Origin of the sequence: Streptomyces sp. PU-14G (assembly GCF_041028275.1) — a bacterium.
Taxonomy (GTDB): Bacteria; Actinomycetota; Actinomycetes; order Streptomycetales; family Streptomycetaceae; genus Streptomyces.
This window is the reverse complement of the sequence record NZ_JASKYT010000081.1, coordinates 1-23,162: the sequence shown is the minus strand read 5'-3', so window position 1 is coordinate 23,162 and position 23,162 is coordinate 1. Positions and strand designations below refer to the sequence as shown.

General features: G+C 71.9%; 22 protein-coding genes. 10 read left to right on the top strand and 12 right to left on the bottom strand.

The genetic code is table 11. The annotated features are described in order from the left end of the window. Positions 1 to 208: 208 nt before the first annotated feature. Positions 209 to 1,660 (bottom strand): aromatic amino acid ammonia-lyase, encoded by a 1,452-nt coding sequence (locus AB8Z75_RS12740; protein WP_369201595.1) that lies wholly within the window; start codon positions 1,658 to 1,660, stop codon positions 209 to 211. An 87-nt stretch (positions 1,661 to 1,747) separates the two neighbouring features. Here AB8Z75_RS12740 and AB8Z75_RS12735 point away from each other — a divergent pair, with 87 nt between their 5' ends. Together AB8Z75_RS12735 and AB8Z75_RS12730 are read left to right on the top strand one after the other, a co-directional pair. Further along, entirely contained in the window at positions 1,748 to 3,130 is a 1,383-nt protein-coding gene (locus tag AB8Z75_RS12735; protein ID WP_369201594.1) for an MFS transporter, read from the top strand. A gap of 227 nt (positions 3,131 to 3,357) precedes the next feature. Beyond that, positions 3,358 to 4,710: a hypothetical protein gene (locus AB8Z75_RS12730; RefSeq protein ID WP_369201593.1), complete on the top strand. Its 1,353-nt coding sequence runs from the start codon at positions 3,358 to 3,360 to the stop codon at positions 4,708 to 4,710. Between the two features lie 107 nt (positions 4,711 to 4,817). On the opposite strand, the gene AB8Z75_RS12725 is transcribed toward AB8Z75_RS12730, so the two are convergent. After that, entirely contained in the window at positions 4,818 to 5,387 is a 570-nt protein-coding gene (locus AB8Z75_RS12725; RefSeq protein WP_369201592.1) for a TetR/AcrR family transcriptional regulator, read from the bottom strand. Positions 5,388 to 5,470: 83 nt separating this feature from the next. On the opposite strand from AB8Z75_RS12725, the gene AB8Z75_RS12720 reads away from it, so the two are divergent. Together AB8Z75_RS12720 and AB8Z75_RS12715 are read left to right on the top strand one after the other, a co-directional pair. Next, complete coding sequence (locus AB8Z75_RS12720) at positions 5,471 to 6,553, top strand: FAD-dependent monooxygenase (protein WP_369201591.1); 1,083 nt, start codon at positions 5,471 to 5,473, stop codon at positions 6,551 to 6,553. Between the two features lie 192 nt (positions 6,554 to 6,745). Beyond that, on the top strand, positions 6,746 to 7,183 hold the full coding sequence (locus tag AB8Z75_RS12715) for a glutaredoxin domain-containing protein (RefSeq protein WP_369201590.1): 438 nt from the start codon (positions 6,746 to 6,748) through the stop codon (positions 7,181 to 7,183). Between the two features lie 672 nt (positions 7,184 to 7,855). On the opposite strand, the gene AB8Z75_RS12710 is transcribed toward AB8Z75_RS12715, so the two are convergent. The 4 genes from AB8Z75_RS12710 to AB8Z75_RS12695 form a co-directional block, all read right to left on the bottom strand. Beyond that, a complete protein-coding gene (locus AB8Z75_RS12710) occupies positions 7,856 to 8,287 on the bottom strand; it encodes a PPOX class F420-dependent oxidoreductase (RefSeq protein WP_369201589.1) in 432 nt (143 codons plus the stop codon). A gap of 260 nt (positions 8,288 to 8,547) precedes the next feature. Further along, entirely contained in the window at positions 8,548 to 9,021 is a 474-nt protein-coding gene (locus AB8Z75_RS12705) for a diadenosine tetraphosphate hydrolase (protein WP_369201588.1), read from the bottom strand. Positions 9,022 to 9,109: 88 nt separating this feature from the next. After that, positions 9,110 to 10,657, bottom strand: coding sequence for a sugar porter family MFS transporter (locus tag AB8Z75_RS12700; RefSeq protein WP_369201587.1), 1,548 nt, complete (start codon positions 10,655 to 10,657; stop codon positions 9,110 to 9,112). A 60-nt stretch (positions 10,658 to 10,717) separates the two neighbouring features. Then, positions 10,718 to 11,737 carry a Gfo/Idh/MocA family protein gene (locus tag AB8Z75_RS12695; RefSeq protein WP_369201586.1) on the bottom strand — a complete coding sequence of 340 codons (1,020 nt, stop codon included), beginning with the start codon at positions 11,735 to 11,737 and terminating at the stop codon, positions 10,718 to 10,720. 357 nt (positions 11,738 to 12,094) lie between these two features. Here AB8Z75_RS12695 and AB8Z75_RS12690 point away from each other — a divergent pair, with 357 nt between their 5' ends. Further along, the gene (locus tag AB8Z75_RS12690) at positions 12,095 to 13,306 is read left to right on the top strand and encodes an ROK family transcriptional regulator (RefSeq protein WP_369201585.1); all 1,212 of its coding nucleotides are present in this window, start codon (positions 12,095 to 12,097) and stop codon (positions 13,304 to 13,306) included. A gap of 134 nt (positions 13,307 to 13,440) precedes the next feature. Further along, entirely contained in the window at positions 13,441 to 14,034 is a 594-nt protein-coding gene (locus AB8Z75_RS12685; RefSeq protein ID WP_369201584.1) for an RNA 2'-phosphotransferase, read from the top strand. 117 nt (positions 14,035 to 14,151) lie between these two features. Here the strand turns inward: AB8Z75_RS12685 and AB8Z75_RS12680 are convergent, their stop codons facing one another. Next, positions 14,152 to 15,318, bottom strand: a complete 1,167-nt coding sequence (locus AB8Z75_RS12680) for an acyl-CoA dehydrogenase family protein (protein WP_369201583.1) — start codon at positions 15,316 to 15,318, stop codon at positions 14,152 to 14,154. Between the two features lie 211 nt (positions 15,319 to 15,529). Between AB8Z75_RS12680 and AB8Z75_RS12675 the strand changes: the two genes are divergently transcribed. Beyond that, complete coding sequence (locus AB8Z75_RS12675) at positions 15,530 to 16,690, top strand: CaiB/BaiF CoA transferase family protein (RefSeq protein WP_369201582.1); 1,161 nt, start codon at positions 15,530 to 15,532, stop codon at positions 16,688 to 16,690. An 88-nt stretch (positions 16,691 to 16,778) separates the two neighbouring features. Here AB8Z75_RS12675 and AB8Z75_RS12670 read toward each other — a convergent pair whose 3' ends face one another. Beyond that, positions 16,779 to 18,275 (bottom strand): PucR family transcriptional regulator, encoded by a 1,497-nt coding sequence (locus tag AB8Z75_RS12670; protein WP_369201581.1) that lies wholly within the window; start codon positions 18,273 to 18,275, stop codon positions 16,779 to 16,781. Positions 18,276 to 18,455: 180 nt separating this feature from the next. On the opposite strand from AB8Z75_RS12670, the gene AB8Z75_RS12665 reads away from it, so the two are divergent. The 3 genes from AB8Z75_RS12665 to AB8Z75_RS12655 all read left to right on the top strand — a co-directional run bounded on the left by AB8Z75_RS12665 (position 18,456) and on the right by AB8Z75_RS12655 (position 20,593). Beyond that, complete coding sequence (locus AB8Z75_RS12665) at positions 18,456 to 19,097, top strand: hypothetical protein (protein WP_369201580.1); 642 nt, start codon at positions 18,456 to 18,458, stop codon at positions 19,095 to 19,097. Between the two features lie 630 nt (positions 19,098 to 19,727). Further along, positions 19,728 to 20,243, top strand: coding sequence for a hypothetical protein (locus AB8Z75_RS12660; protein WP_369201579.1), 516 nt, complete (start codon positions 19,728 to 19,730; stop codon positions 20,241 to 20,243). Further along, positions 20,240 to 20,593 carry a transcriptional regulator gene (locus tag AB8Z75_RS12655; RefSeq protein WP_369201578.1) on the top strand — a complete coding sequence of 118 codons (354 nt, stop codon included), beginning with the start codon at positions 20,240 to 20,242 and terminating at the stop codon, positions 20,591 to 20,593. Before AB8Z75_RS12660 ends, AB8Z75_RS12655 begins: the two co-directional genes overlap by 4 nt. Positions 20,594 to 20,795: 202 nt before the next feature. On the opposite strand, the gene AB8Z75_RS12650 is transcribed toward AB8Z75_RS12655, so the two are convergent. From AB8Z75_RS12650 to AB8Z75_RS12635, 4 genes are all read right to left on the bottom strand, one after another. Beyond that, positions 20,796 to 20,945 (bottom strand): hypothetical protein, encoded by a 150-nt coding sequence (locus AB8Z75_RS12650; RefSeq protein WP_369201577.1) that lies wholly within the window; start codon positions 20,943 to 20,945, stop codon positions 20,796 to 20,798. Further along, positions 20,917 to 21,189, bottom strand: coding sequence for an NAD-dependent epimerase/dehydratase family protein (locus AB8Z75_RS12645; protein WP_369201596.1), 273 nt, complete (start codon positions 21,187 to 21,189; stop codon positions 20,917 to 20,919). Before AB8Z75_RS12645 ends, AB8Z75_RS12650 begins: the two co-directional genes overlap by 29 nt. A 186-nt stretch (positions 21,190 to 21,375) precedes the next feature. Further along, the gene (locus tag AB8Z75_RS12640; RefSeq protein ID WP_369201576.1) at positions 21,376 to 22,068 is read right to left on the bottom strand and encodes a phosphonatase-like hydrolase; all 693 of its coding nucleotides are present in this window, start codon (positions 22,066 to 22,068) and stop codon (positions 21,376 to 21,378) included. Further along, positions 22,065 to 23,114: a phosphate acyltransferase gene (locus AB8Z75_RS12635; RefSeq protein WP_369201575.1), complete on the bottom strand. Its 1,050-nt coding sequence runs from the start codon at positions 23,112 to 23,114 to the stop codon at positions 22,065 to 22,067. Before AB8Z75_RS12635 ends, AB8Z75_RS12640 begins: the two co-directional genes overlap by 4 nt. Positions 23,115 to 23,162: the final 48 nt, after the last annotated feature.

Here is a 23,162-nt window from a genome sequence, read left to right as displayed (position 1 = left end):
CTGTGAGGACCGCCCCGTTCAGCTCGGCTCAGCGGTCCCCGCCCCGACGCCGGTGCCCGCTGGTCTGTGGCCCGCCCCGCGAGCAGCTTTCCCCGSGTGGCACCGAGCTCGGTGCCACCGGGGGAAAGCTGCTCGCGGGGCGGGCCACAGACCAGCGGGCACCGGCGTCGGGGCGGGGACCGCTGAGCCGAGCTGAACGGGGCGGTCCTCACAGAGCGGCGAACCGGGCGACGAGTTGCTCGGCCTGTGCGATCTCTTCCGTCAACGGGTGGTCCTCGGCGACCATCGGCAGCGACGCCGCAGCGATACGGAACGCCTCCGCCACCGGGGCGTGCGGCAGCTCCTCGGAGCGGAGCCGCAGCGCCCGTACGGCGGCCAGCAGTTCACACGCGAGCACGGTGCGGTAGGCGCCGATCGCGGCAGAGGTGCTGCGGGCCGCCTGCGTGGAGAAGCTGGCGTGGTCCTCCAGACCGCGGGAGATGACGGCCGTACCCAGCGTGACCGGCGCCGCCGCGTGCCGCAGCTGGCTGAGCGCGTCGTGGGCGACGTATTCGAGGATCATGATGCCGGAACTGCCGGGCGGCCCGGCGGCGAGGAACGGGGACAGCCCCGTCAGCTCCGGTTCGACCAGGTCGCCGAGGCGAGCCGCCGACAGCTCGGCGACATGGTGGAGTGCGGCCCGCAGGTGGTCGAGCGAGAGTGCCAGGTAGGCCGTGGAGAAATGTCCGTGGTGGTAGGCGTTCTCCGTGTCGATGTCGATGAACGGGTTCTCGGCGGCGGCGTTGAGGTCGGTGGTCAGCACGCGCTCCAGGGCGTCGACCGCGTCCAGCGCAGGCCCCTGTACCTGGGGAAACGCGCGCAGTCCGAAGGGGTCCTGCAGCCTGCGGCCGGTAGGGGGCTCCTCGTCGCCCCAGAGGACGCGGCGCATCTCGGCGGCGCTTTGCACGGACCCGGGGTGCGGCCGCTGCGCGTGGACGCGTGCGCTGAACGCCTCGGGTGAGCCGCCGAGCGCGCAGTAGGACAGCCCCGCGACGAGGTGGCTGGAGTAGAGCAACTCGCGTAGGTCGTGCCATGCCAGAACGGACTCCGCGAGGGTGGCGGCGTTGCTCGAGATGAACGCCAGTGCGTCGCCAGGGCTGATCGGCACGGGAGGGAGGGCGCCCACGGCCCAGGGGCGCCTTCCGGCGAGGGTGAGAGCGATCTCGGCCAGCGCGCTGAGGTCGCCCGTACCGATGGCACCGAGGGAGTGCACGTGCGGGAGGGCGCCGACGCGCAGCGCGTTCGCCAGGGCCTCCAGGAGGCGGGGGTGCACCCCGCTGCCGGCCGCGGCGAGTTGGTTGAGCCGGATCAACAGGGTCGAGCGGACGACGGGGTCCGAGGCCAACTCGCCCGTGCCGCCCGCGTGGCTGCTGAGGAGGCGCAGGCCGTGCTGGTCGGCAGAGTCGGGGTCGACGACGTCGTGCCGGTTCGCTCCGACGCCGGTCGTCCGCCCGTAGACGGCCCTCTTGGCGCCGATGTCCCGGGCCACCGCGTAGGCTTCGCGGGCCTTCTCGAGCGCCGCGTCGTCGAGCTTCGCCCATGCGCTCCGGCGTGCCACGCGGACGACGTCGGCACAGCGCAGGTGCCGACCGTCGATGCGGACAGGGCTGCTGTCGGTCATCACCCACCCCTTGACATAGATCTATTCACCTCTGAGGCTGCATGAAATCGTTCATTCATGGGGCTTGGCAAGTCTGAGGAGAAAGCCATGGAACACGTCCCCGAAGCCACCGGCACCCCGAAGCCGCTCGACACCCCCTGCCCGCCGGACGACACGGCCGTCTCCTCGCGGACACCGCCGACCCTCGACGACGCACCCCTGAACCGCTTCCACATCAAGATCACCGCGCTCACCTTCGGCGCGAACTTCTCCGACGGCTACCACCTGGGCATCATCGGCATCGCCCTGACACTGATCACACCGCAGATGGGACTCGGCGCGGCCTGGCAGGGCCTGCTCGGGGCCTCGGCGCTGATCGGCATCTTCGCGGGCAGCATCGTGCTCGGCTGGGCCGCCGACCGTTACGGAAGACAGCGGATCTACATGCTGGACTTCCTGCTCATCACGGTCGCCTCCGTGGCCCAGCTCTTCGTCACCGGCCCGACCGAACTGTTCGTGCTGCGCCTCCTGATCGGTTTCGGCATCGGCGCCGACTACGCGCTGGGCCCGACGCTGGTAGCGGAGTTCTGTCCGCGCCGCTACCGCGGCGGCCTCCTCGCCTCGCTCACCGCGATGTGGACGGTCGGCTACATCGCCGCCTACTTCCTCGGCAACTACCTGGTCGGCTTCGGCGGAGACAGTTGGCGGTGGCTGCTGGCCAGCAGCGCCCTCCCCGCGGTCTTCGTCCTCCTGATGCGCGTCGGCACCCCCGAGTCCCCCCGCTGGCTCGTCAGCAGGGGACGCGTCGACGAGGCCAAGGCCGTGGTCGCCAAGCACATCGGCTCCGGGATCGACATCTCCCCGCTCCTCACGCGAGCCCAGCCCGAGGAATCGCACGACTACCGCGAGCTGTTCCGCCGACGTCACCGCCGGAACACCCTCTTCGGTGTCCTCTACTACAACTGCCAGGTCATCCCGTACTTCGCCATCTACACGTTCCTGCCGACGGTCATGGCACGCCTGGGGCTCGCGGACGAGGAGTTCCTCAGCAACGGGATACTCAACGTCTTCCTGCTGCTGGGCGGCATCGGCGGGCTGTGGTTCGTGGCCCGGTTCACCCGCCGCGGGTTCCTCATCTCGTCGTTCGTCGTCATGTCCCTCGCGCTCGGGGTGATCGGTGTCTGGCCGAGCGCACCGACGCTGCTGCTGTTTCCCCTGTTCCTCGTCTTCACGTTCACCATGTCGGCCTCCTCCAACCTCGACCAGGTGTATCCCCCGGAGCTGTTTCCCACCGGGGTACGCAGTTCGGGGGTGGGGCTGCTGAACGGGCTGAGCCGGATCGGCTCCGCCGTGGGCACGTTCCTGCTGCCCGTCAGCCTCTCGACGTTCGGGTTCTCCACGTCGATGGTCGCGCTGACGGGCTTCCTCGTCCTCGGGGCTGTGGTGTCCGTGGCCTGGGCACCGGAGACCAGCGGACTGGAGCTGGACTGACTGCCGCCCGACCGGCACTGGTTGCCGCGCGACCGGCAGGGGTTGCCGCGCCCCCGGCACTGGTTGTCACGCCCCCGGCACTGGTTGCGGCGCCACCGGTACGGACACGGGTGCGCGCCTGCACCGGCGTGCGCGTACCGGATCGGTTGCCGCGTCCTCGGCACCGCACCGGTCGAGAGCAGGCGATAGGGGCCAGCCAACCCACGGTCGTCATACAGTCGGTCCCCATGGACACACGCCTTCCCTCCAGACGCGGGCTGCTGGGCATGGCAGCACTCGCCGGCGCCACCGCGCTCACCGGTTGCTCGACGCACGGTTCCGACGGGTCGAACGGCCGCGGAAAGGCGTCGCCCGCCCCCTCCACCACCGACCTGGCCCGTCTCGACGACGGCCCGCCCGCGGACCCGGCCGCGTCCGCCCGCTCGCGCGCGGACGCCTGGCGCTACACACACCTCGCGGACACCTGGGACGGCTCCTACAAGGCACTCGCCGTCACCTCCCGCGACGACGTGTGGGCACTCGGCGCTCGCGGCGGGCTGAAGGACGGCAAGGGGCCCGAGGCCCTGTTCCTGGACCACTGGGTCGGCGATCGATGGCGCAGCCACCCGCTGCCGGACGGCCTCACCCCGAAGGGCGCGCTCTGCGAGCTCGCCGCGAGCGGTCCGGACGATGTGTGGCTCGCCAATCGCCCGGCTCAGGGCATTCCCTCCGCACACCACTGGGACGGCCAGCAGTGGCGGACCCTGCCCGCCCCGCCGGCGACGACAGGCCAGATATCGGGGGGCGGCGCGGTCTACGGGTCCTGGCTCGCCGCCGTCGGCCCCCGCCTGTGGCTCTGCGTCGGCGGGAAGACGCTCCACTGGGACGGGGAACACTGGCGTGAGCCGGAACTCCCCTTCGAAGCCACGGCGATCACCGCCGCCCCTTCCGAGGATCCGCACGGCACGCCCCGGGTCTGGGTCGTGGGAACAGCGGACACCGACTGCGGCTCCGGCGAGTGCTACCCCCAGCCGGCGAGCGCCCGCTGGGCACATGACGGCTGGCAGCGGCTGGACACTCCGACCTACCGCTTCCCCGACCCCGTGCCGCCCGAGGCGAGCGCGTCCCTCGCCACCGTCGTCCACGACGCGGAGCGCGACCGCCTGTGGTCCCTCGGACGCAACGACTTCAATCACGGCGAGGTCGAAGAGGAACCCGAGTCGGAGACCATCGTGCTGACGGGCGACGGGGACAGCTGGACCAAACGCCGACTGCCCCGCATGAACCGCGCTGTCGCTACCGCCACCACCGTCCCCGACGGCACGGGCAGCGTGCTGCTGGACTCGCGGAACCGGCTCACGGAAGACGGGAAGGTCCGTCGCCTGGACAGCCCGGGAAGACTGCCAGAACCGCCAGGACCCCCCTCCGCTTCACCGGAGAAGCACGACTTCGGGCAGCCGATGGAGTGCGCCGTCCTGTGCCTGGTCCCCGGCACTCGTACGGTGCTCGCCGCGGGCGCGGTGCGCTTCTTCCCGCCCGGCACCAACGAGCAGCCGCTCCGCCCCATGCTGGCCCGCTACGACGCGGACGGGGACGCCTGAAGCGGACCGGGAGGGACGGCCGGTCGGTCGGTCGGTCGGCCGGCCGGCAGCCTCCAGGTTCCGCCGGATGCGCCCGGTGGTGACCGCAACTTCCGCGCAGACCCGCCTCAGGGCCCGTGAGGCGCCGGGAGGAGGGCGCTGAGCACCGTGCGAATGCCCAGCTCGGGGTCGAACTGCTCCTGAGGGAGCACCACCTGGTTGAAGATGAGCCCGTCGAGGTAGTCGAAGAGGACTTTGCAGTGTTCCAGCGGCTCGGGTGATCCCAGGCGCGCCAGCCACGTCGACGTCAGCTCGATCATCGATTCGCGCGCGCGGCCCAGCGGTTCGCGCACCGTGGGGCGGACGAGGCCTTCGAGCGCCAGCGCGTAGCGGGCGGTCGTCCGGTGCCGGGCGGGGCCGAGCATGTGCCGGACCGTGCGGGACAGGGCGTCGGCCAGCACCTGGGGACCGCCCTCCATCGGACCGGCCGCGAACTTCTTCCAATCTTGGGCATCGAGCGCCCTGAGGTGGTCGACGACGCCCGCGACCAGGAGCGTGCGGCTGCGGAAGTGGTTCGACGTGGTGCCGGCCGGGACCTCCGCCGCCTTGTCGACGGCCTGGTACGTCAGTCCGCGGAGGCCGCCGGTGCCCAACACCTGTACGGCCGCGTCCAGCACCTGGTCGCGCCTGCCCGCCATCTGTCCCCGCCCCTCCTTCGGTCCGCCGGGTGGTCTTCACCGTAGAGAACGCGCCACTACTACAAACATAGTAGCCTGTCGGCATGCCTGGAAAAGCGCTCATCGTGGGGGGCGGCATCGGAGGGCTCGCCGCCGCCGTTCAGTTGCAGGCGGGCGGCTGGGACGTCGAGGTCCGCGAACGCGCTCCCGCGCCGCCCGACACCGGCACCTCACTCGGCCTGTGGCCCGGCGCGCTGCGCGCGCTCGACCAACTCGGCCTCGGCCGGACCGTACGCCGTGCCGGCCGTCCGTCGGCGTACGGCTCGTTCGTGCGCGCCGACGGCGGTCTCATCGGCAACGTCGACATGGCCGCCCTGCGCCGCCGCACCGGCGACACCGTCCACGTGATCGCCCGTCCCCCGCTGCTGCGCACACTCGCCGCCGCGCTCGCCGACGGAGTCGTACGCTACGACTCAGCGGTGACCGACGTCCGCGAACTCACCGGCTACGACGTGGTCATCGCCGCCGACGGGCTGCGCAGCCGGACCCGCGCGACGCTCTTCGGTGACGCGTACCGCCCGCGCTACTCCGGCGTCACGGCCTGGCACGGCACCGCCGGTCTCGACACCGACGGGATGACCGAGACCTGGGGCCGGCGCGCCCGCTTCGGCGTCATACCGCGCGCGGGCGGCAGCACGAACTGGTTCGCCTGCGCCCCGGCCCCCGAACGCGCACGCGCACCCGCGCAGGGCGGCGAACTGGCCGCCCTGCAGGCGCGGTTCGGCGATTGGCACCCTGGCGTGCGCCGGGTGCTGGACCACCTGGCTAAGACCGGCGGCACGGACGTACGGCGCAACGACCTCTACGACCTGACAGCGCCCCTGCCCCGCTACGTCAACGGCCGCGTCGCGCTCATCGGGGACGCCGCCCACGCCATGACGCCCGACCTCGGCAGAGGCGCGTGCGAGGCGCTCGTCGACGGTGTCACCCTCGCCCGCCGACTCACCACACACGCGCGTGTCGAGGACGCCCTCGCCGCCTACGACACGGCCCGCCGGCGGCCCACCCAGCGGCTCGCACGCACCGCCCGGCTGATGAACCGCGCGGTGCACGCCCCGCTTGGCATCGATCCGGTGCGGAACGCGGCCATGCGGGCGTTCCTGACCTTCGGCAGACCACCGGCCTGACGTCGGCCGCTCGACCCGACGCCGGCCGCTCGGCCCAACGTCGGTCGCCAGGCCCGGCGTCGGTCGCCAGGCCCGGCGTCGGTCGCTAGGCCCGGCGTCGGTCGCTTCGGCCCGGCTCCCGACGCCGAGCCGGCAGCGGCTCCGGCACCGTCCGGTGCTGGAGCATGTCGACCGGTCGATAGCCTGTGCCCCATGAAGCGCGTGTGGGCTGTGCCGGTGTTGCTGGTGCTCTGCGGCTCAGTCGTCGCGACCGGGCCGGCCCTCCAGGGAAGTTTCGGCACAGCGGCAACTGCCCTGGCGATATGCGTGCTGCTCGCACTCGCCCACTCGCCTCTGCTCTTCCCCAGGTCGATCGGTCTGGCGGAGGCACAGCGCCGCAGCTCGGCCGACGGTCGCCCGGTCATCTTGTGGCGGCCGGGCTGCACGTACTGTCTGCGCATGCGCATACGGTTGGGCCGCAGCGCCCACCGGCTGCACTGGGTCGACATCTGGCGTGACCCGGCTGGAGCGGCAGAGGTACGCGCGGCCAACGACGGCAACGAGACCGTACCGACTGTCCTGGTCTCAGGCCGGCCGCACGTCAACCCCGACCCCGCATGGGTGCGCGCGCACCTCTCGCCCTCCGCGTGATCGGGCGCGACACCGTGTCGGGGGCCGGCAAGCACGAGGCGAGGTCATAGCCGGCACGTTTCCCGCTGCTCGTTCGCAGACAGGCGGCGGTCGACCGCCGGGCGGCGGCTGCTGATCCGGACCACGAGTGCGCAGAGGGCGAAGAAGGCGCCGAGAACGCAGGATCCGCCCCCTCCGGCAGGCGGCAGCTCTACGCGCTCACCCCGGCCGGACGTGACCTGTTCACCGTCATCGTTGCCCTGCGCCAATGGGGCGAACGTCATGTCTTCGCCTCCGACGAGCCCCACTCCGTCCTCGTCGACGAACGCGGTCTGCCGCTTCCGCAGCTCCGCCCGGTCAGCGCATGCGGCGACCCAGCCGACGTCGGCACGACCTCCGTACGAAGAGATCACTGACCGGCGCCGGTCACCTGGGGCGGCTGCGGCGTTCCCACACGGGAGTCAGCCCAGCATCAGGCGTGGCGTGACACGCCGGGCGGCAGCGTCCGGCGACGGCTCGGACACCCATCCAGGTCGCTGACCGGGACCCGGTGGAATGCGAGCGGCCACGTATCCTGCATTCCGGCTGGGAGCGCACGCGTTGACGGACAGGGCCGAGCCCGGCACGCGCGGAGCGGAGGGTGGCCGGATCCGGAGCGCTCGGTGTGCGGAGTGCCCTGCGGTAGGCCGCTGTTCAGCGGAGCCTGGCGCCGTACACGTGGTCGACGGCCATCGTCATGAGCACGCGCCGGTCGGAGACCATCGTGGAGCGGTACTCGTCCCAGTCCGGGTGTTCTCCGGCGGCGAGCCGGTAGTAGCGCACCAGCGCCTCGACCTCTGGACCGTGCGGATCCGTTCCCGGCCCGGTGAGCGTCACCGTGCCCTCGGCGGTGGCCCATCCCCAGCCGTCCGCGCTGGTGACCTCCAGGGCAGCGCGGGGGTCGCGCCGTAGGTTCGCCGTCTTGGCGCGCCCTTCGGTCATCGACACGTACAGGCGACCGGCCTCCCGGTCGTAGAACGGCTGCACGGGTGAGAGCTGAGGGCGGCCGTCCGACTTGATCGTGGCGAGGACGCCGAGTCGGCTCTCCGCGAGGAGTGTGTGCGGGTCGAACGCGGTGGTTGTCATGAAGGAGACCAAGGCACAGCCGGGCACGGCTATTCCCGCCCCCTCCGCGGGGCGCGGGAGTTTTCACCGGTTTCCCGCACGAGGAGACCCACGTGGCGGACAGCCGGATGGCCCGCCGGAATTCGATGTCCGCTCAGCCCGGCCCGCTGGGGAAGTGGGCCGCTGGGGAAGTGGGCCGGACCGGCCATGGATGCGGATCCAACCCGGAGCGTCAGAACCGGCGTTCGGGTCGGCGACCGGCCGCGGCGGATTCGGACGCCTCAGGAGGCGAGGCGGTCCAGCTCCTCACCGATCGCCCCGCGCACCGCGTCGTGCTGTGGCCCGAGCGCGTACTGCTGGTCGCTCCACCGCTCACGCGGGTACAGCCACACCGGCCGCCCCACGAGATCGGCCGGCTCCCAGTCGAACCGCGGCCACACGTGCGCGTGCAAGAACCCCTCGGTGTTACCCAGGATCTCCAGGTTGACCCGACGAAAGGCCGGATCCAGCCGCCTGGCAGCATGTTCGACGGCCTCGCCCAACATGTCCATGTCGGAGAGGAAGGCCAGGCGCCTGCTCTGCGGGAGCTCCGATAGCCGTTCCACCGAGGGATCGTCGACCAGGAGCACCGCGTACCCCGGCAGGAACTGGACGTCCCCGATCACCGCGAAACCAGCATTCATCTGCCGGAGCACCGCGGGGTTCTCGCCCCGGAGGGCACTGCCGATCCGGTCCTTCCGCCAGTCATCAGTCATGGCGGACGACCCTACCCAACGTCGAGCAGCACGCCAGGTGTCGCGCACACGACTGTGCCCTGCACCGGCGCTGAGCCGACAGGCGGCATCACCCCGCACTGCTCCACGTTGCCTTGTTGTCCCAGTAGCCGCGGATCTCCTCCAGGGAGCGGCCCTTGGTTTCGGGCGCCATGCGGTACAGGAAGACCAAGGCGAGCGCGGAGAGGAGTGCGAACGCGCCGAACGCGGTCGATCCGCCGAACGCCGCGAGGACGTTGGGGAAGGCGAAGGTGGCGATGAGGTTGGCGGCGAAGTCGGACAGGAGGAGTGCGCCGGCTCCGACGCTGCGCAGCCGGGCCGGGAACGCCTCGCCCGTGTAGACCCAGATCAGGGAGCCGATGCCGAAGTAGAAGCCGAGGTAGAACAGGCCGATGGCGGCGGTGGCCACATATCCGGTGCCGGTGGAGATGCGGTCCTGGGCGAAGACGAAGGCCATCACCGTGTGGCCCACCACCATGGCCGCCGTCCCCACGATCAGCGGCGGGCGCCGGCCCCAGCGGTCCACCACCGCCATCGACAGCACGACTCCGACAGCGGCGACGACCTGCACCAGCGTGGAGGCCAGAATGCTGTCCGCGCCGTCACCGAAGCCGGCCTTGGCGAAGATGGTCGGGCTGAAGTAGAGGATGGTGTTGTTGCCGGTGATCTGGACGGCGAACCCGAAGGCGATGACGAAGAAGGTGGGCCGCGCGTACCGCTTGGCGAAGATCTCCCGGAAGCGGCCGTGCTCGCTCTCCGCCAGGTCCGCCTCGATGGCGGTCAGCCGCGTTGTGGCGTCCGCGTCGGGATCGAGCCGCCGCAAGGTCTCCAGGGCTCGCTCCCGCATACCTCGCATGGCGTACCACCTGGGGCTGTCGGGGAAGCGCAGCAGGGCGAGGAAGACCACTCCGGCCGGGGCCGCGGCCAGGCCGAGTACCGCTTCCCAGGATTCGGTTCCGGAGAGCGCCCACGCCGTGAGCAGGGAGATGATCACGCCCGCGCAGGTGAAGAACTGGAAGGCGGTGCCCAGTCGGCCGCGGTTCTCCTCGGAGGCGAACTCGGAGATGAAGACGGGGGCGACGACGGTGGCCAGTCCCACGGTCACTCCGAGCAGGAGCCGCACCGCGGTCAGCCACCACAGCCCCAGCGGGAGGGCGCTCAGACCCGCGAAGGCCATGAAGCCGAAAGCCACGGCGAGCATCGCGCGGCGCCTGCCCAGTTCGTTGGCGACCCGGGGGCCGACCGCCGCGCCGACGAGGCTGCCGACCACGACGATCGAGGTGATCACCGATGTCCACAGGGTCGTCAGGTGGTAGTCGCTCTCCAGGAAGACCAACGCGCCCGAGATGGACCCGGTGTCGTATCCGTAGATGAGGCCGATGGCCGAGGCGACAACGGCGACCTTCGTGCCGAGGCTTCGCCGCTCGGGCGCCTGCGCCGTAAAAGCCTGCCGCTCCGGCCCGCCCGGGGATGAGGGTGGGTCCACCCCCCTCTGGGCCCCCACTGCCCGCTGTGCGCCGCTGCCCTCCTCGCCGATGGTGGTGCCCGCGCCAAGACCACCGGCCCCGGTGACCGGGCCGTGTTCCCCCGGGCCGCCGGCCGACCTGGTGCCCGCCATGTTCCACTCCTCCCTGTGCCGAGTAGATGCCGAGTAGGTGCCGAGTAGATGCCGACCTGTTCAGGCGGCGTGCGTGGCCGGCCGCACGGTCCTGCCTGTCGCCAGCGACTCGTGCACGGCCAGGACCACGTCGGTGACCGCCCGTCCGGCCCGCAGGCCGGGGCCGACAGGGCGGCCCTCGTTCAGGCAGGCGACGAAGTGCTGCACCATCCACGTGGGCGGCCCCTGCAGCCTCCCGTCGATCTCGTCTCCGAGGAGGCCGGGGAAGCGGAGGCCCTCCGGGGCCGCGTGCCGGACACTCTGCTCGTGGAGGTTCACCTGGACCGCGGAGCGGTCGCCGACGGCCTGCAGTTGGAAGTCGACGAGGGAGGGCATGCTGTCGGGCAGCACCCAGGTGGACGTCAGGTTGGCCGTGGTGCCGTCGTCGAAGGTGAGGAGCGCGTGGACGACGTCCCAGGTGTCCACGCCCCGGGCCGCGAGCTGTCCTCGGGAACCGCGTGCGTCCACCGAGGCGACCGTGCGGCCGTTCACCCACGTCGCCACATCGACGGTGTGACTCATCAGGAACCACGCGGGTGAGGAGCGTGCGGCCCAGGAGAGCATCCTGGTGGGGACGTACCAGGTGTTGCTGAGCAGAATGTTCTGGGTGAGCACCTGACCCAGCTCTCCGCCGGCGGCGACCTCCTGGAGCCGGCGCACGGCCGGGTTCCAGCGGTTCTCGAAGCCCACCATGCACTCCACCCCCGCTTTCCGCACGGCGGCTTCGATGGCGGCGGCGTCCTGGGCGGTGGTCGCAAGCGGCTTCTCGATCAGCAGGTGCAGGCCTCGCTCCGCCGCGTCCACCGCCGGGTCCCGGTGGGCGAAGTCGGGCGTCGCCACGATGACGGCGTCGAGGTCGACCTCCTCCAGCATGCGCCGGTGGTCGGTGTAGGCGGCGAAGCCGAAGGTGTCGGCCGTCTTGCGCGCGGTTTCCTGCGACAGGTCGCTCACCGCACGGACGTCGGCGCCGGGAAAGCCCTGGAGCGACTTCGCGTACATGTGGCCGCGTATGCCGCCGCCGATGATGCCGATCTTCTGCATGGGGACCTCGCCGTCAACTTGGGGCCGAGGCCTGCTGCTCCCGAGAGGGCGGCGGCTGTCGGCCCGGCCGATCAAGTAAGTTCACACTGCGTACTAACCTCGGCCACCGTCAAGGGGTACGGAAGACCGAATTCCACGCGTGCGCCGCGCCTCCGAGGCGTATGATCCCGAGAGATCCCAGCGCCCAGGGCATCTGTGGCAGAGTGAGCGAGCAAGTGAGCGAGTTGGCGTTGAGCGGCGAGGTTAGTACGCGAAACGTCGAAACTCGTCAGTCTCGACAGTCTCGTAAGTCTTGACAGTCTCGACAGTGAGGACCGCCGCTCCAGCAGGCGTTCCGGTCCTCGGGAAAGGCAGGCCGTGAACCGGGTCCGGATACTCCAGTCGCTCTACGACTTCGGTCCGCTCTCCCGTGCCGAACTGGCCCGGGTCACCGGCCTGTCCCGCAGCGCCCTGACGGTCATCGTCGAAGACCTCGTCCGTCAGGGGCTGCTCACGCAGGAGGCGGCGCGGCCCAGCAGCCCTGCCGGCGGAAAGCCCGCCCGCCCGCTGTGGTTCGCACCCGACTCGCCGCCCCTCGTCGGGGTCCACCTGTTGCCCGGCCGGGTGGAGGCGGCGCTGGTCAGCGCCGGTGGGAAGGTGCTCACCAAAGCCGAGCGCCTCTTCAGTCCGGAGCCGGACGCGAAAGCGGCCGTCGAGGCACTCGTGGCCGCGACGGCGGAGGTGACCGACGCGGCCTCGACCACCCCGTTGGGGGTGGGCGTCGCCGTGGGCGGGATGGTCGACTCGGACACCGGGACCGTGGTCAAGGTCGCCCTCGCGCCCGCGCTCGACGGCCTGCCCGTCGGACAGACGCTACGGGACCGGCTCGGCCTGCGCCTCGTGTGCGTCGACATGCACCCGCGTGCCCAGGCGCTGGGCGACCGGTGGTTCGGCCAAGGGCGCGGACGCAGTCACTTCGCGTCCGTCTACACCGGGGAAGCGCTCGGCGTCGGCCTCGTCGTCGGCGGTGACGTGCACCGCGGGCCGGCCGGGGCGGGCGGTGAGATCGGGCACAGCATCGTCCAGGTGAACGGGGCTCCCTGCCACTGCGGCCAGCGGGGCTGCTGGGAGACTCTCGCCAGTCACTCCTGGCTCCGCACCCAGGCGGCGAGCCGAGGCCTGCCGGGGGCCACGACGCTGGGAGCCGGTGCGCTCTCCCGCCTCGCCGCCGCGCGCGTACCGCAGGCGGCGGAACTGCTGGGCGAGTGGGCGGACAACCTCGCCGTGGGGCTGGTCAATCTCCACCAGGTGTTCGCACCAGGGCTGTTCATCCTCCACGGAGACACCGTCGCCGGTGGCGAGGAGCTGCGGAGCCGTATCGAGCGCGCCCTGCACTCCCGCGTCCCGCCCCACCCCGGCGGCCCGCCCCAGGTGGCGTTCACCGCGCTGGAGGACCAGGCCACGCTGCTGGGCGCGGCGGGACTCGTCCTCTCCCACCACTTCAACTCCCCCGGCCCGACTCCCCCACGGCAGGCCACGTCCTCGGAGCGCCCGGGGCACGCCACGCCTTCTGAGCGCCCGCCTGCCTGACCCGGCGTGCCCGCACTCCGCACCTGCCCGCACTCCGCACTGCGGGGACGGGGCGCAGGATCAACTCGGCCTCGGCCCGGAGGCGGCACAATTCGGGTGCGCCTGCCGGGGTCCGTCCCGCATGCTGGAAACCCATGAAGAACAATCCGCGAGACAGACCGCGCGACGCGCGCCACGTACGCGTCTCGAAATACCTGGCCCGCCATCTGCGCCACGACCCCCAGCGGATCGGGCTCGTGCTGGACGCGGGCGGATGGGCCCGCACCGACGAACTCCTCGCCGCGGCCACCGCGCACGGCTTCCCCCTCACACGGGCCGAGCTGGAAGCCACGGTCGCCGACAACGACAAGCAACGCTATGCGTTCTGCGCCGACGGTACGCGCATCCGTGCGAACCAGGGGCACACGATCGCTGTGGAGTTGGGCCTGCCCGAGTCGGCACCACCTCCCGCGCTGTTCCACGGAACCACCCCGCGGTTCCTCGCCGCCATCCGCGACGAGGGACTGCGCCCGATGGCCCGGCACGCGGTGCATCTGTCGCCCGACCGGGAGACCGCGACCCGCGTGGGGGCCCGCCGCGGCAGGGCCGTCGTACTGACAGTAGCCGCAGGCCTCATGCACGAGCGGGGCCACACCTTCCAGCGCAGTGCGAACGGCGTCTGGCTCACCGACTCCGTTCCGGCGCGCTACCTCACCTTCCCCGACCAGCGTCGTGCGCGGCACCTGTGACGGTCCCCGACCGGCTTCGGCCTCGCCCGAGGGACCGCCGGTAGGGAGGGTTCCGGACACATCCTCCGTCAAGGGAGGCAGGACCGCCGGGCCCGGGGCTCCGACCCGGGCAGCGGGTCACACGAGGTTCCTGGCGACGACGATCCGCTGGATCTGGTTGGTGCCCTCGTAGATCTGCGTGATCTTCGCGTCGCGCATCATCCGCTCCGCGGGGAAGTCCTTGGTGTAGCCGTAGCCACCGAGGAGTTGGACCGCGTCCGTCGTCACCGCCATGGCCGCATCCGAGGCGAGGCACTTGGCTGCCGCCCCGAAGTACGTCAGGTCACGCGCACGCGCGGTGCTGCGGGCCGCGGCGGCGTAGACCATCTGGCGTGCCGACTCCACCCGCATCGCCATGTCGGCGAGCATGAACTGCACGCCCTGGAAGTCGGCGAGTGCCTGCCCGAACTGGCGTCGCTCCCGCACATAGGAGACGGCGGTGTCCAGGGCGCCCTGGGCGATTCCGAGGGCCTGGGCGCCGACCGAGACCCTGGTGTGGTCCAGGGTGCCCAGCGCCAGGCGCAGCCCTCTGCCCCGCTCTCCGAGCAGCCGGTCGGCGGGGATACGGCAGTCGTCGAAGTAGACCTCACGTGTGACCGACCCCTTGAGTCCCATCTTCCGTTCCGGCTCGCCGTAGCTGATACCGGCGTCGTCGGCGTGGACGACGAACGCCGAGACGGAACGGGAGCCGGCGCCGGGGTCGGTGACGGCGAAGACGATCAGATAGCGGGCGACGCCGGCTGAGGTGATCCAGGTCTTGACCCCCTCCAGAGCCCATTCGCCCTCCGAGGTCTCCGTCGCGCGGCAGCGCATCGCCGCGATGTCGCTGCCCGCCTCCCGCTCGCTGAGGGCGTAGGCCATCAAGGCGTCTCCAGCCGCCACTTCGGGAAGGTAGCGGCGCCGCTGCTGCTCCGTGCCGGCCAGCAGCAACGGTGTCACCCCCAGTTTGTTGGAGGTCTGGATGGTGGAGGTGGACGCGCACACCCGGGCGACTTCCTCCACGGCGATGGCCGCGGCGAGGGCGTCGGCGCCGTCGCCCCCGTACTCCTGCGGGATGCCTGGCGCGTGCAGGTCGGCGGCGACCAGGGTCTCGTGGTTGTCGTGCGGGAACTCCGCCAGGGTGTCGACCTGTGCCGCCCGGGGGCCGAGCTTCTTCTCCGCGACGGTACGGGCCGCGGCCCGGAATTCCTCGTACACCCCGGGCAGCAGGTACGGCGTGGATGTCTGGGTGGGGTCCTGTGACATGGCGGGCTCCCTTGGCGGCCGGGTCCGAACAACGCGTGTGCCAGCTCATTGGGGCGCACGGCAAGGGCCGGGGCCAATGTGCGTGTGCACGAGGTCCGGCCGCGTCTTCGTGCGCGCGCACGTCGACGTCACCGTGTGCGCCTCCGTACGTTCCCCCCTGCCGCCGCGTTGCGGCTCTGCGCCCGTCCCCTCGGACCGAAAGGCCCAAGCGATGAACGTTTTCACCGGACTGCGTGTCCTCGACCTCAGCCGGGTGCTGGCCGGCCCGTACTGCACAGCCCTGCTGGCCGATCTGGGCGCAGACGTGGTGAAGGTCGAACCTCCGGGCGGCGACGACGCCCGCCGTCTGGGCCCGTTCCGAGACGGGGAGAGCGTGTACTTCGCCCAGCTCAACCGCGGGAAGCGCAGTATCGTCCTCGACTTGAAGGAGCCCGACGGCCATGCCGCGCTGCTGCGGCTGGCGGCGGAGGCGGATGTCCTGGTGGAGAACTTCCGACCAGGTGTGACCCAGCGTCTCGGTATCGACCACGGCACGCTCGGCACCGCCCACCCGCGGCTGGTCTACGCGAGCATCTCCGGGTTCGGTCAGACGGGCCCGATGCGCCAGTACCCGGCCTACGACCTGATCGTGCAGGCGATGTCCGGGCTCATGGCAGCCACCGGCACACCGGACGGGCCACCCACGAGGGTGGGTGAGTCGGTCGGCGACCTCATGGCGGGGCTGTTCGCCTCCTGGGCGATCAGTGCGGCCCTGTTCGACCGAGAACGCACAGGCCGGGGCCGGTACATCGACGTCGCCATGCTCGACTCGCTGGTGTCCTTGCAGGTGACCGCGATGAGTCTGCTCACCGCGACCGGAGGCCTGCCCGGCCGTGTCGGCAACCGGCACCCCGTCTCCACTCCGTTCGACACGTACCGCACCGCCGACGGGCTCGTGGCCGTCGCCGTCGCCGGTGACGCGGTCTTCGCACGCTTCGCGCGTCTCGTGGGGCGTCCTGAGCTGCCTGCGGACCCGAGGTTCGGCGACGACACGGCCAGGGCTCAGCACATCGAAGAGGTACGCGAGATCACCGAGAGGTGGTCCACCACGCTGACCACCGACGACGCGGTGAAGCACGCGCTGGACGCCGGCGTTCCCGCCGCGGCCATCCGCGATCTCGCGCAGGCGGTGGACAGCGAGCAGGTGCGAGACCGGGGCCTGATCGGTGCGTTCGACCACCCCGTGCTGGGTCGCACCCCTTTTCTGCGTCAGCCGGTTCGCTTCGGGGATGTCACCCCGCCTGCCGAAGCCAGTGCGCTTTCGAGCCCGGGCCTCGACGAGCACGCCGCGCAGGTCATGGACCAGTGGCTCTCCGAGGACCGGCGCCGGTGAACACGCGCGGACACTCGCCTGTCCGGGCCCGGACGAGGAGTCTCCCTCCGTTGCCGCGCGGAGGCAGACGGCGCGTGCGGACCCCGTCTCATCGGCCGGGTGCCGTGCCCTCGCCTTCCTCCGCCCCGGCCTCCAGCGCGCTCAGCGCGAGCCACAGTTCCATGCGGTTCGCGAGACGGCCGAGGTCCCGTCCCGTGAGCTGTTCGATCAGCCGCAGCCGGTAGCGCAGGCTGTTGCGGTGGAGGGTGAGCGCCTTCGCGGTGGCGGCGGGCGCGCAGTCGTGGGCGAGGTACGCGCGAAGAGTCGCGGTCAGTTCGGCCTGGTGCTCCTCGTCGTGCCGGAGCAACGGAGCCAGGACGGCCCGGCCGAGATCGTGCAGCGGCAGCTCCAGGTTGCCCATCAGGAGTCCGGTGATGCTCAGTGGGGAGGCCCGGTGCACACCGGGCCCGCTCTGCGCCCCCTGGCGGGCCTCGAAGTACCCCGTGCGCAGGCCGGACACACCGCGGCGCGCCGCGCTCACCCCGACCTGCACGTGCGGGTCCACCACCGCGAGGTGCCGGGCGACCATGCGGGCACTCGCCTCGGCGTCGACCCCCTCCGGTACGACCACCGTCACGGTGTCGTCGATCAAGGCGGTGGGCAGCCGGTCCCCCTCGCGCTCCAGGAGCGGGCGCAGCGTCCACGGCAGGCTGCGCAACCGGCCGGCGTCGCCGACGACCCGGGCCACCACGACCGCGTGGTGCTCCTCGGGGGAGATGCCGTACGACGACAGGCGACGGCGGGCGTCGCCTTCGGACACGGTGCGGTGCAGGACGTCTTCGAGCAGCTGCCCCAGCAGCTCCCGTCTGCCGGTGAGTACGGCCTGATGGCGGGCTACCTCGAGGCCCAGGATGCTCGTGGCGAACGACAGCAGCTCCCGCTGCTCCGAGGGCCGTTGCGCGCACAACCAGGCGACCGGCACGTCGTCCACACTGACCGGCACGGCCGTTCCCGCCGTCTGGCGGCCATGGGGTTCCTTCGGCCAGGCGGACGAGGCGGGAAAACGGGAGAGGACGAGTCCGGAGGGGTCGACGACGGCGAGCGCCCCCGCCCCCAACCGCTGGTGGAGCCGCCGCAGCAGACCGCGGAAGCCGTGGCCTGAGGTCAGTTCCAGCACGAGCTCGTCCTGGAGCGTGACCGCGGCGCGTACCGCGTCGTACTGCTCGGCGAAGATCCGCTCGGCCACCCAGTGGCTGATCTGGACGAACGGCACCTCGACCGGTGAGCTGACCACCGCGAGACCCGCTTCCTCGGCAGTCTCGACCACAGCACGGGGCACGTCCCGGTGTACGAGGCCGATGCCGAAGCAGAGCGCGGCCACGGGGAGTTCGGCGAGCCGGTGGACGAGTTGGCGCCATTCCCCGTCCTGGCGCTCCAGCATGCCCGTCGTCATGACGAGTTCACCGCCGCGCAGGAACGGGAGCGGATCGGGCAACTCCGTGGTGGAGACCCAGCTGATCGGCCGGTCACCGGAGCGGCAGTGGCGGGTGAGGGCACGCAGTCCCAGAGCGGGCTCGGCCAGGAGTTCGGACACGGTGACAGACACCCCGCGATTGTGCACCAGCTCCGGGGCAGGACGAACCCCGCGACCGACACGTGGCGTAAGGCCCAGGCCCCCGCCTGACCTGGGCGGGGGCAGTCCGCCGCGTCCGAAAGTCGCCGCGTCGTGGCCGTCCTGGCGGGGGAGCTTTCGGGGGTGATACGCCGTCGCCTCTGGGGGGTTCGGATGGGTTGGAAGGAAGACGTGCAGGGGCTGCGCGAGGCCATCGCTCAGCTCGGCGACCGGATGGGTTCGGGGCTCACGGAGTTGCGGGAGCAGAACCAGGAGCTGCGTGGCTTGCTGGGGCAGGCACATGCCGACCTGGTCACGTTGCGACAGGAGGTGGAGCAGACACGCGACGCGGTGGCCGCGATGCGCGCCGAGCTGGCTGAACCGCGGTCGCGTCAGGCGCCGACGAGGCCTGCCGGGGGCCCGGGCGCGGAAGCGGGTGGTCCGGACCGCGAGAAGCTACTGGGCCTGGCTGCGGGTGTGGCGCGGGCCGAGTTGGTGTGCCATCGGGACACGTGGGCCTTCGTGGTGGAGCGGGCCTCCCGCGGTGAGCACTTCAGGCTGCCGACCGACATCTCCGAGCAGCCGGACGGCACGGTGGAGGTGGACGTGTCGGGGCGGTCGCTGCTCGCGGCGGTGGATGAGCTGTGGGCGGTACAGCGCGAGCCCGGGGCGTCGGTGGGGACGCGGCAGATGGCGGCTTTGGCGTATCAGCGGATCGGGGAGGCACTGCGGAATACAGGCCAGTCAGCGGCCGGCGGCGCGGACGAGCGGCATGTGGTGCGGATCGTGATCGACGACCGGCCGTCAGGGGCGTAACCGACGGGGAGCGCGATGGCTCTCGCCGGGTGGCGCGGTGCAGCCGTCGCGACCCTCGCCAGGTGACGCGGTGCAGCCGTCGCGACTCTCGCCGGGTGACGCGGCGCAGCCGTCGCACCTCTCGCCGGGTGACGCGGCGCAGCCGTCGCGCTCAGGCCGGCCCGGGGCCGGGGAGGGGTTGCGTATGGTCGGGCCAGCGGGCGGGCGGTGCCCAGGTTCGGGCACCCCCCGCCACGTCATCCGCATCCGTCGCCCGGCCGCACCATGGCGCGGCCCGAGACCGAGCTGAGGCGCGCGGTCGCACGGCTCGGGTGCGGACAGCGCCGCCCGCTCGGCCAGCCCTCGCCGACCTCGATCCGACACCGCGGAGCGTCTGCGGGGACGGCCAGGCGACCGCCCTGAGCGACCCGGTTGCGGAACACCACGGGCGGCCGTCGGCGGCAAGGCGCCACCGTGCCGCTCATCCAGCCGCGACGGACCGTGCGGACTTTCCACCCGGAATCGCCCACGCGCGGTTGCCGGCCCCGGTCGCACAGGGCCGCGGGGATCACCTTCTCGTTTGACCTCTCCCTTCGAGGCAACTAGTTTCCTATCAGGAAAGTGATTCCGCCCGGGAAAGCTGGAGGCTCCATGTCCGACCGTCCTACGCCCGCCGAAGCCGCCCGCGCGCTGCAGGAGGCAGAGCACCACAAGGACCAGGCCTTCGCCTCGGTGCGGGAGTCCCGGTGGGTCACGGTGGTGTGCGGGGTCGCGGTGTTCGTGTGCCTCGCGGCGCCGGACTTCTTCGGCTCCGAGGTGACGCAGTGGATCTCCCCGGCCCTCGCGGTGCTGTCCGTGACCTACGCGGTGCTGCTCAACACGCGGCGCGGTTCGGCCCTGCTGGGCCGGCCCATACGGCTGCGCAAGGAGGAGATCTCGCCGCGGTTCGCCACCACCGCGCGCGTGGTCCTGCTCCTGGTCATGGTGGCCGGCCTCGCGGCCACCTTCGTCCCGCACCCGGGTATGCCCCTCCCCTACTGGCGGACGGTCGCAGGCGTGCTGCTCGGCGGCTTCGTGATCGTGTTCGGTCGCCGGTCCGAGCAGGCACTGCTCTCCTTCGCTCGTCGGGGCAGGAACCGAGGGGAACAGCCTGGGTTGGGCGCATGACGGGCATTGACTTCGACCCCGTGCTCCTCGACCCGACGCGGCTGTCGATCGTGTCGCTGCTCTCCGGCGTCCAGTGGGCCGAGTTCGCCTGGGTGCGGGAATCGGTGGGCCTGTCGGCCTCCGCTCTGTCCAAGCAGATCACCACGCTCGGCACCCAGGGCTACGTCGACATCGACAAGGGCTACGTCGGTAAGCGCCCCCGCACCTGGCTGAATCTGAGCACAGCAGGACGCGCCGCACTGGAGGCACATCTCGCCGCGCTCCAGCGGGTCGTCGAAGACTCCCGGCGGACCGCGGACGCCTATCAGGCGGCGGACGAGAGGCCACCGGGCCGCGAAGCCGGAACGTAGGGAAGCGGCTGCGCCACCACGGGACGCGCAGGCGGGCCGCCGGGCAGGCGTACGCGCGCAACAACGTGGACTGGGGGCGACACCGAGGTATGCCCTGCGGGCCACGGGCGCACGCAGGGCTCTGGCGCCACCCCCGCGGCAGCGGGTGGCGGGGCGCCGCCCCCTCTGGCTTCCGCGCCGTCACCGGCCGCCGGCGAAGATGTCAGGGCAGGGACATGACGGCGCGACCGGAGCTCGTCCGCTCCATGGGGCCGAACATCTTGGTCAGACGTGCGAGGGGCACGTGGAGTCCGTACAGCGCGCTGAACCGCCGCGCGACGAGTTCACCCGTCACCTTGGTGACGCCGTACATCTCGTTGGTGACGCCGTACATCTCGTCGGGCGCGGGCGGCGTCTCCTCGGTGAGCAGCCGCTGACGAGGAGCACGCGCGCCGCACGCTGCCGGTGCGCCGTGCGGCGTCGAGGACATGCGTCGTGCCGAGAACGTTCACGCGGACGAAGCGCTCGGGATCGCGACGTTCGCTCACCGCGTCGTGCGTGACCGTCGCGCCGTGCACGATCACGTCGGGAGCGCTGGCCGTGACCGCGTCCGTCACCGCGACGCTGTCGGTGACGTCGGCACGGACGTAGCGCACACGCCCGGTGGCTGCCGCGGTCCGTTGACCCGTTGGCAAAGGACGACCGGGCGACGGTCCAGGCCTGACCGGCGCAACGGCCCGTGCCAAGGGCCGGCACGATGCCGACGCCGCTCAGCGGCGGCCGTAGGTCAGGGCCGGTGCCCGTCAGGCGGCTCGGGCGGTCGCAGCGATCAGCGCGGGCAGTTCGGCCACCGAGTCGAGCACCTGGTCGGCTCCCGCGGCGCGCAGGTCCTTCGCGCTGTGTCCGCCCGTCAGCACACCGGTCACCAGGCCGGCTCCGGCGGCGCGGCCCGCCCGCATGTCGTGCGGGGTGTCTCCGACGACCGCGACGGAGCCCACCGAGGGTGCCCCCGTGCGCAGCAGCGCCGTCAGCACCATGTCGGGGTAGGGCCTGCCACGCCCCGCGTCGGCGGGAGACAGCACCGCGTCGGCGAGCTCACTCCAGCCGAGGGAGGCGAGGAGGTCGTCGCGGGTGCGGGGCGAGAAGCCGGTGTTGAGGACGACGGCGCAGCCGTGTGCCCTCAGCGACTCGATGGCCTGCCGCGCGCCCGGCAGCGCGGAGCAGCGGCCCGACGCGACCATCTGCGCGTACGCTTCCTCGAAGGCGGTGTTGGCCCGTTGGGCGGTGTCCTCGTCGCCGTCGAAGAGGTGCCGGAAGACGGAGATCTTGGACTCGCCCATGGTGTCGCGGACGTAGCGCATCATGGCGTCGTGGCGGGCGCTGCCCTGGCGTACGCCTTCGCGGGCGAGCGCGTGGAGGAAGGCGTCCTCGACGATCCCGTCGTCCGCCACCGTCGTACCGGCGAGGTCGAGCACAGCGAGGCTGAGGGTGGTCATGGTGTCTCCTGCGCGGTGGTGAGGGCTTGCACCCCGCCGGCGAGGGCGAGGGCGGCGATGTCCGATCCGGTGCACCCGCGCGAGAGGTCGTGCAGGGGTGCGGCGAGCCCTTGGAGGAACGGGCCGATCGCGGCGCAGCCGCCGACGCGCTGGGCGACCTTGTAGCCGATGTTGCCCGCTTCGAGGGAGGGGAAGACGAAGGTGTTCGCGCGTCCGGCGACGGGCGAGCCGGGCGCTTTGGCCGCGCCGATGTCGGGGTCGGCGGCGGCATCGTACTGGAGGTCGCCGTCGACGGGCAGGTCGGGGGCGGCCGTGCGCAGCACCGACAGGGCTTCCCGCACCACGTCGACGCGCGGGTGCGCGGCACTGCCACGTGTGGAGAAGGAGAGCAGCGCGACCCTCGCCTCGTCGCCGGTGAGGGCGTGGTGCGTGGCGGCCGCGGCGCGGGCGATGTCGGCGAGCTGCCCGGCGTCCGGGTCCACGACGACGGCGCAGTCCGCGTAGGTGAGTGCACCGCCGTCGGGCCGCAGCATCAGGAAGCTGCTGGAGAGGGTGCGGATGCCCGGCGCCAGGCCGACGACGCGCAGTCCGGCGCGCAGCACGTCGGCCGTGGGGCGGTTGCTGCCCGCCACGCACACGTCCACGTCGTTGCGGCGCAGCGCGGCGGCGGTGAGGAAGAGGGGGTCGTCGATTACTTGGGCGGCGAGGCGCGGCCGTTCCTCGAGCAGCGCCGCGAGGGTGTCCGTGTAGTGGGAGGGCCGCAGGATCTCCAGCAGCGAGGGGTCCTCGGGCAGCTTCAGGCCGAGGTCGGCGGCGCGGTCCCGGATCGCGGCCGGCTCTTCTGCGACGAGGACGGGGGTGACGGCCTGCTCCTGGGCGAGGCGGGCCGCTGCCCACAGGACGCGTGGGTCCGTGCCTTCGACGAGGGCCACGCGGGGTCTGCGCGCGGCGCCTTCGAGCTGCGTCGCCCACCTTTGCGTCAGCCGCCTGACGGCGGGCCCGGCGGCGCCGGGGAACGGGAGGGGATCGTGCGGTTCGACGAGCATGGGCGCTCCCGGTGGGTGGTGACGAGCATCGGTGCTCCGGGGAGGGGA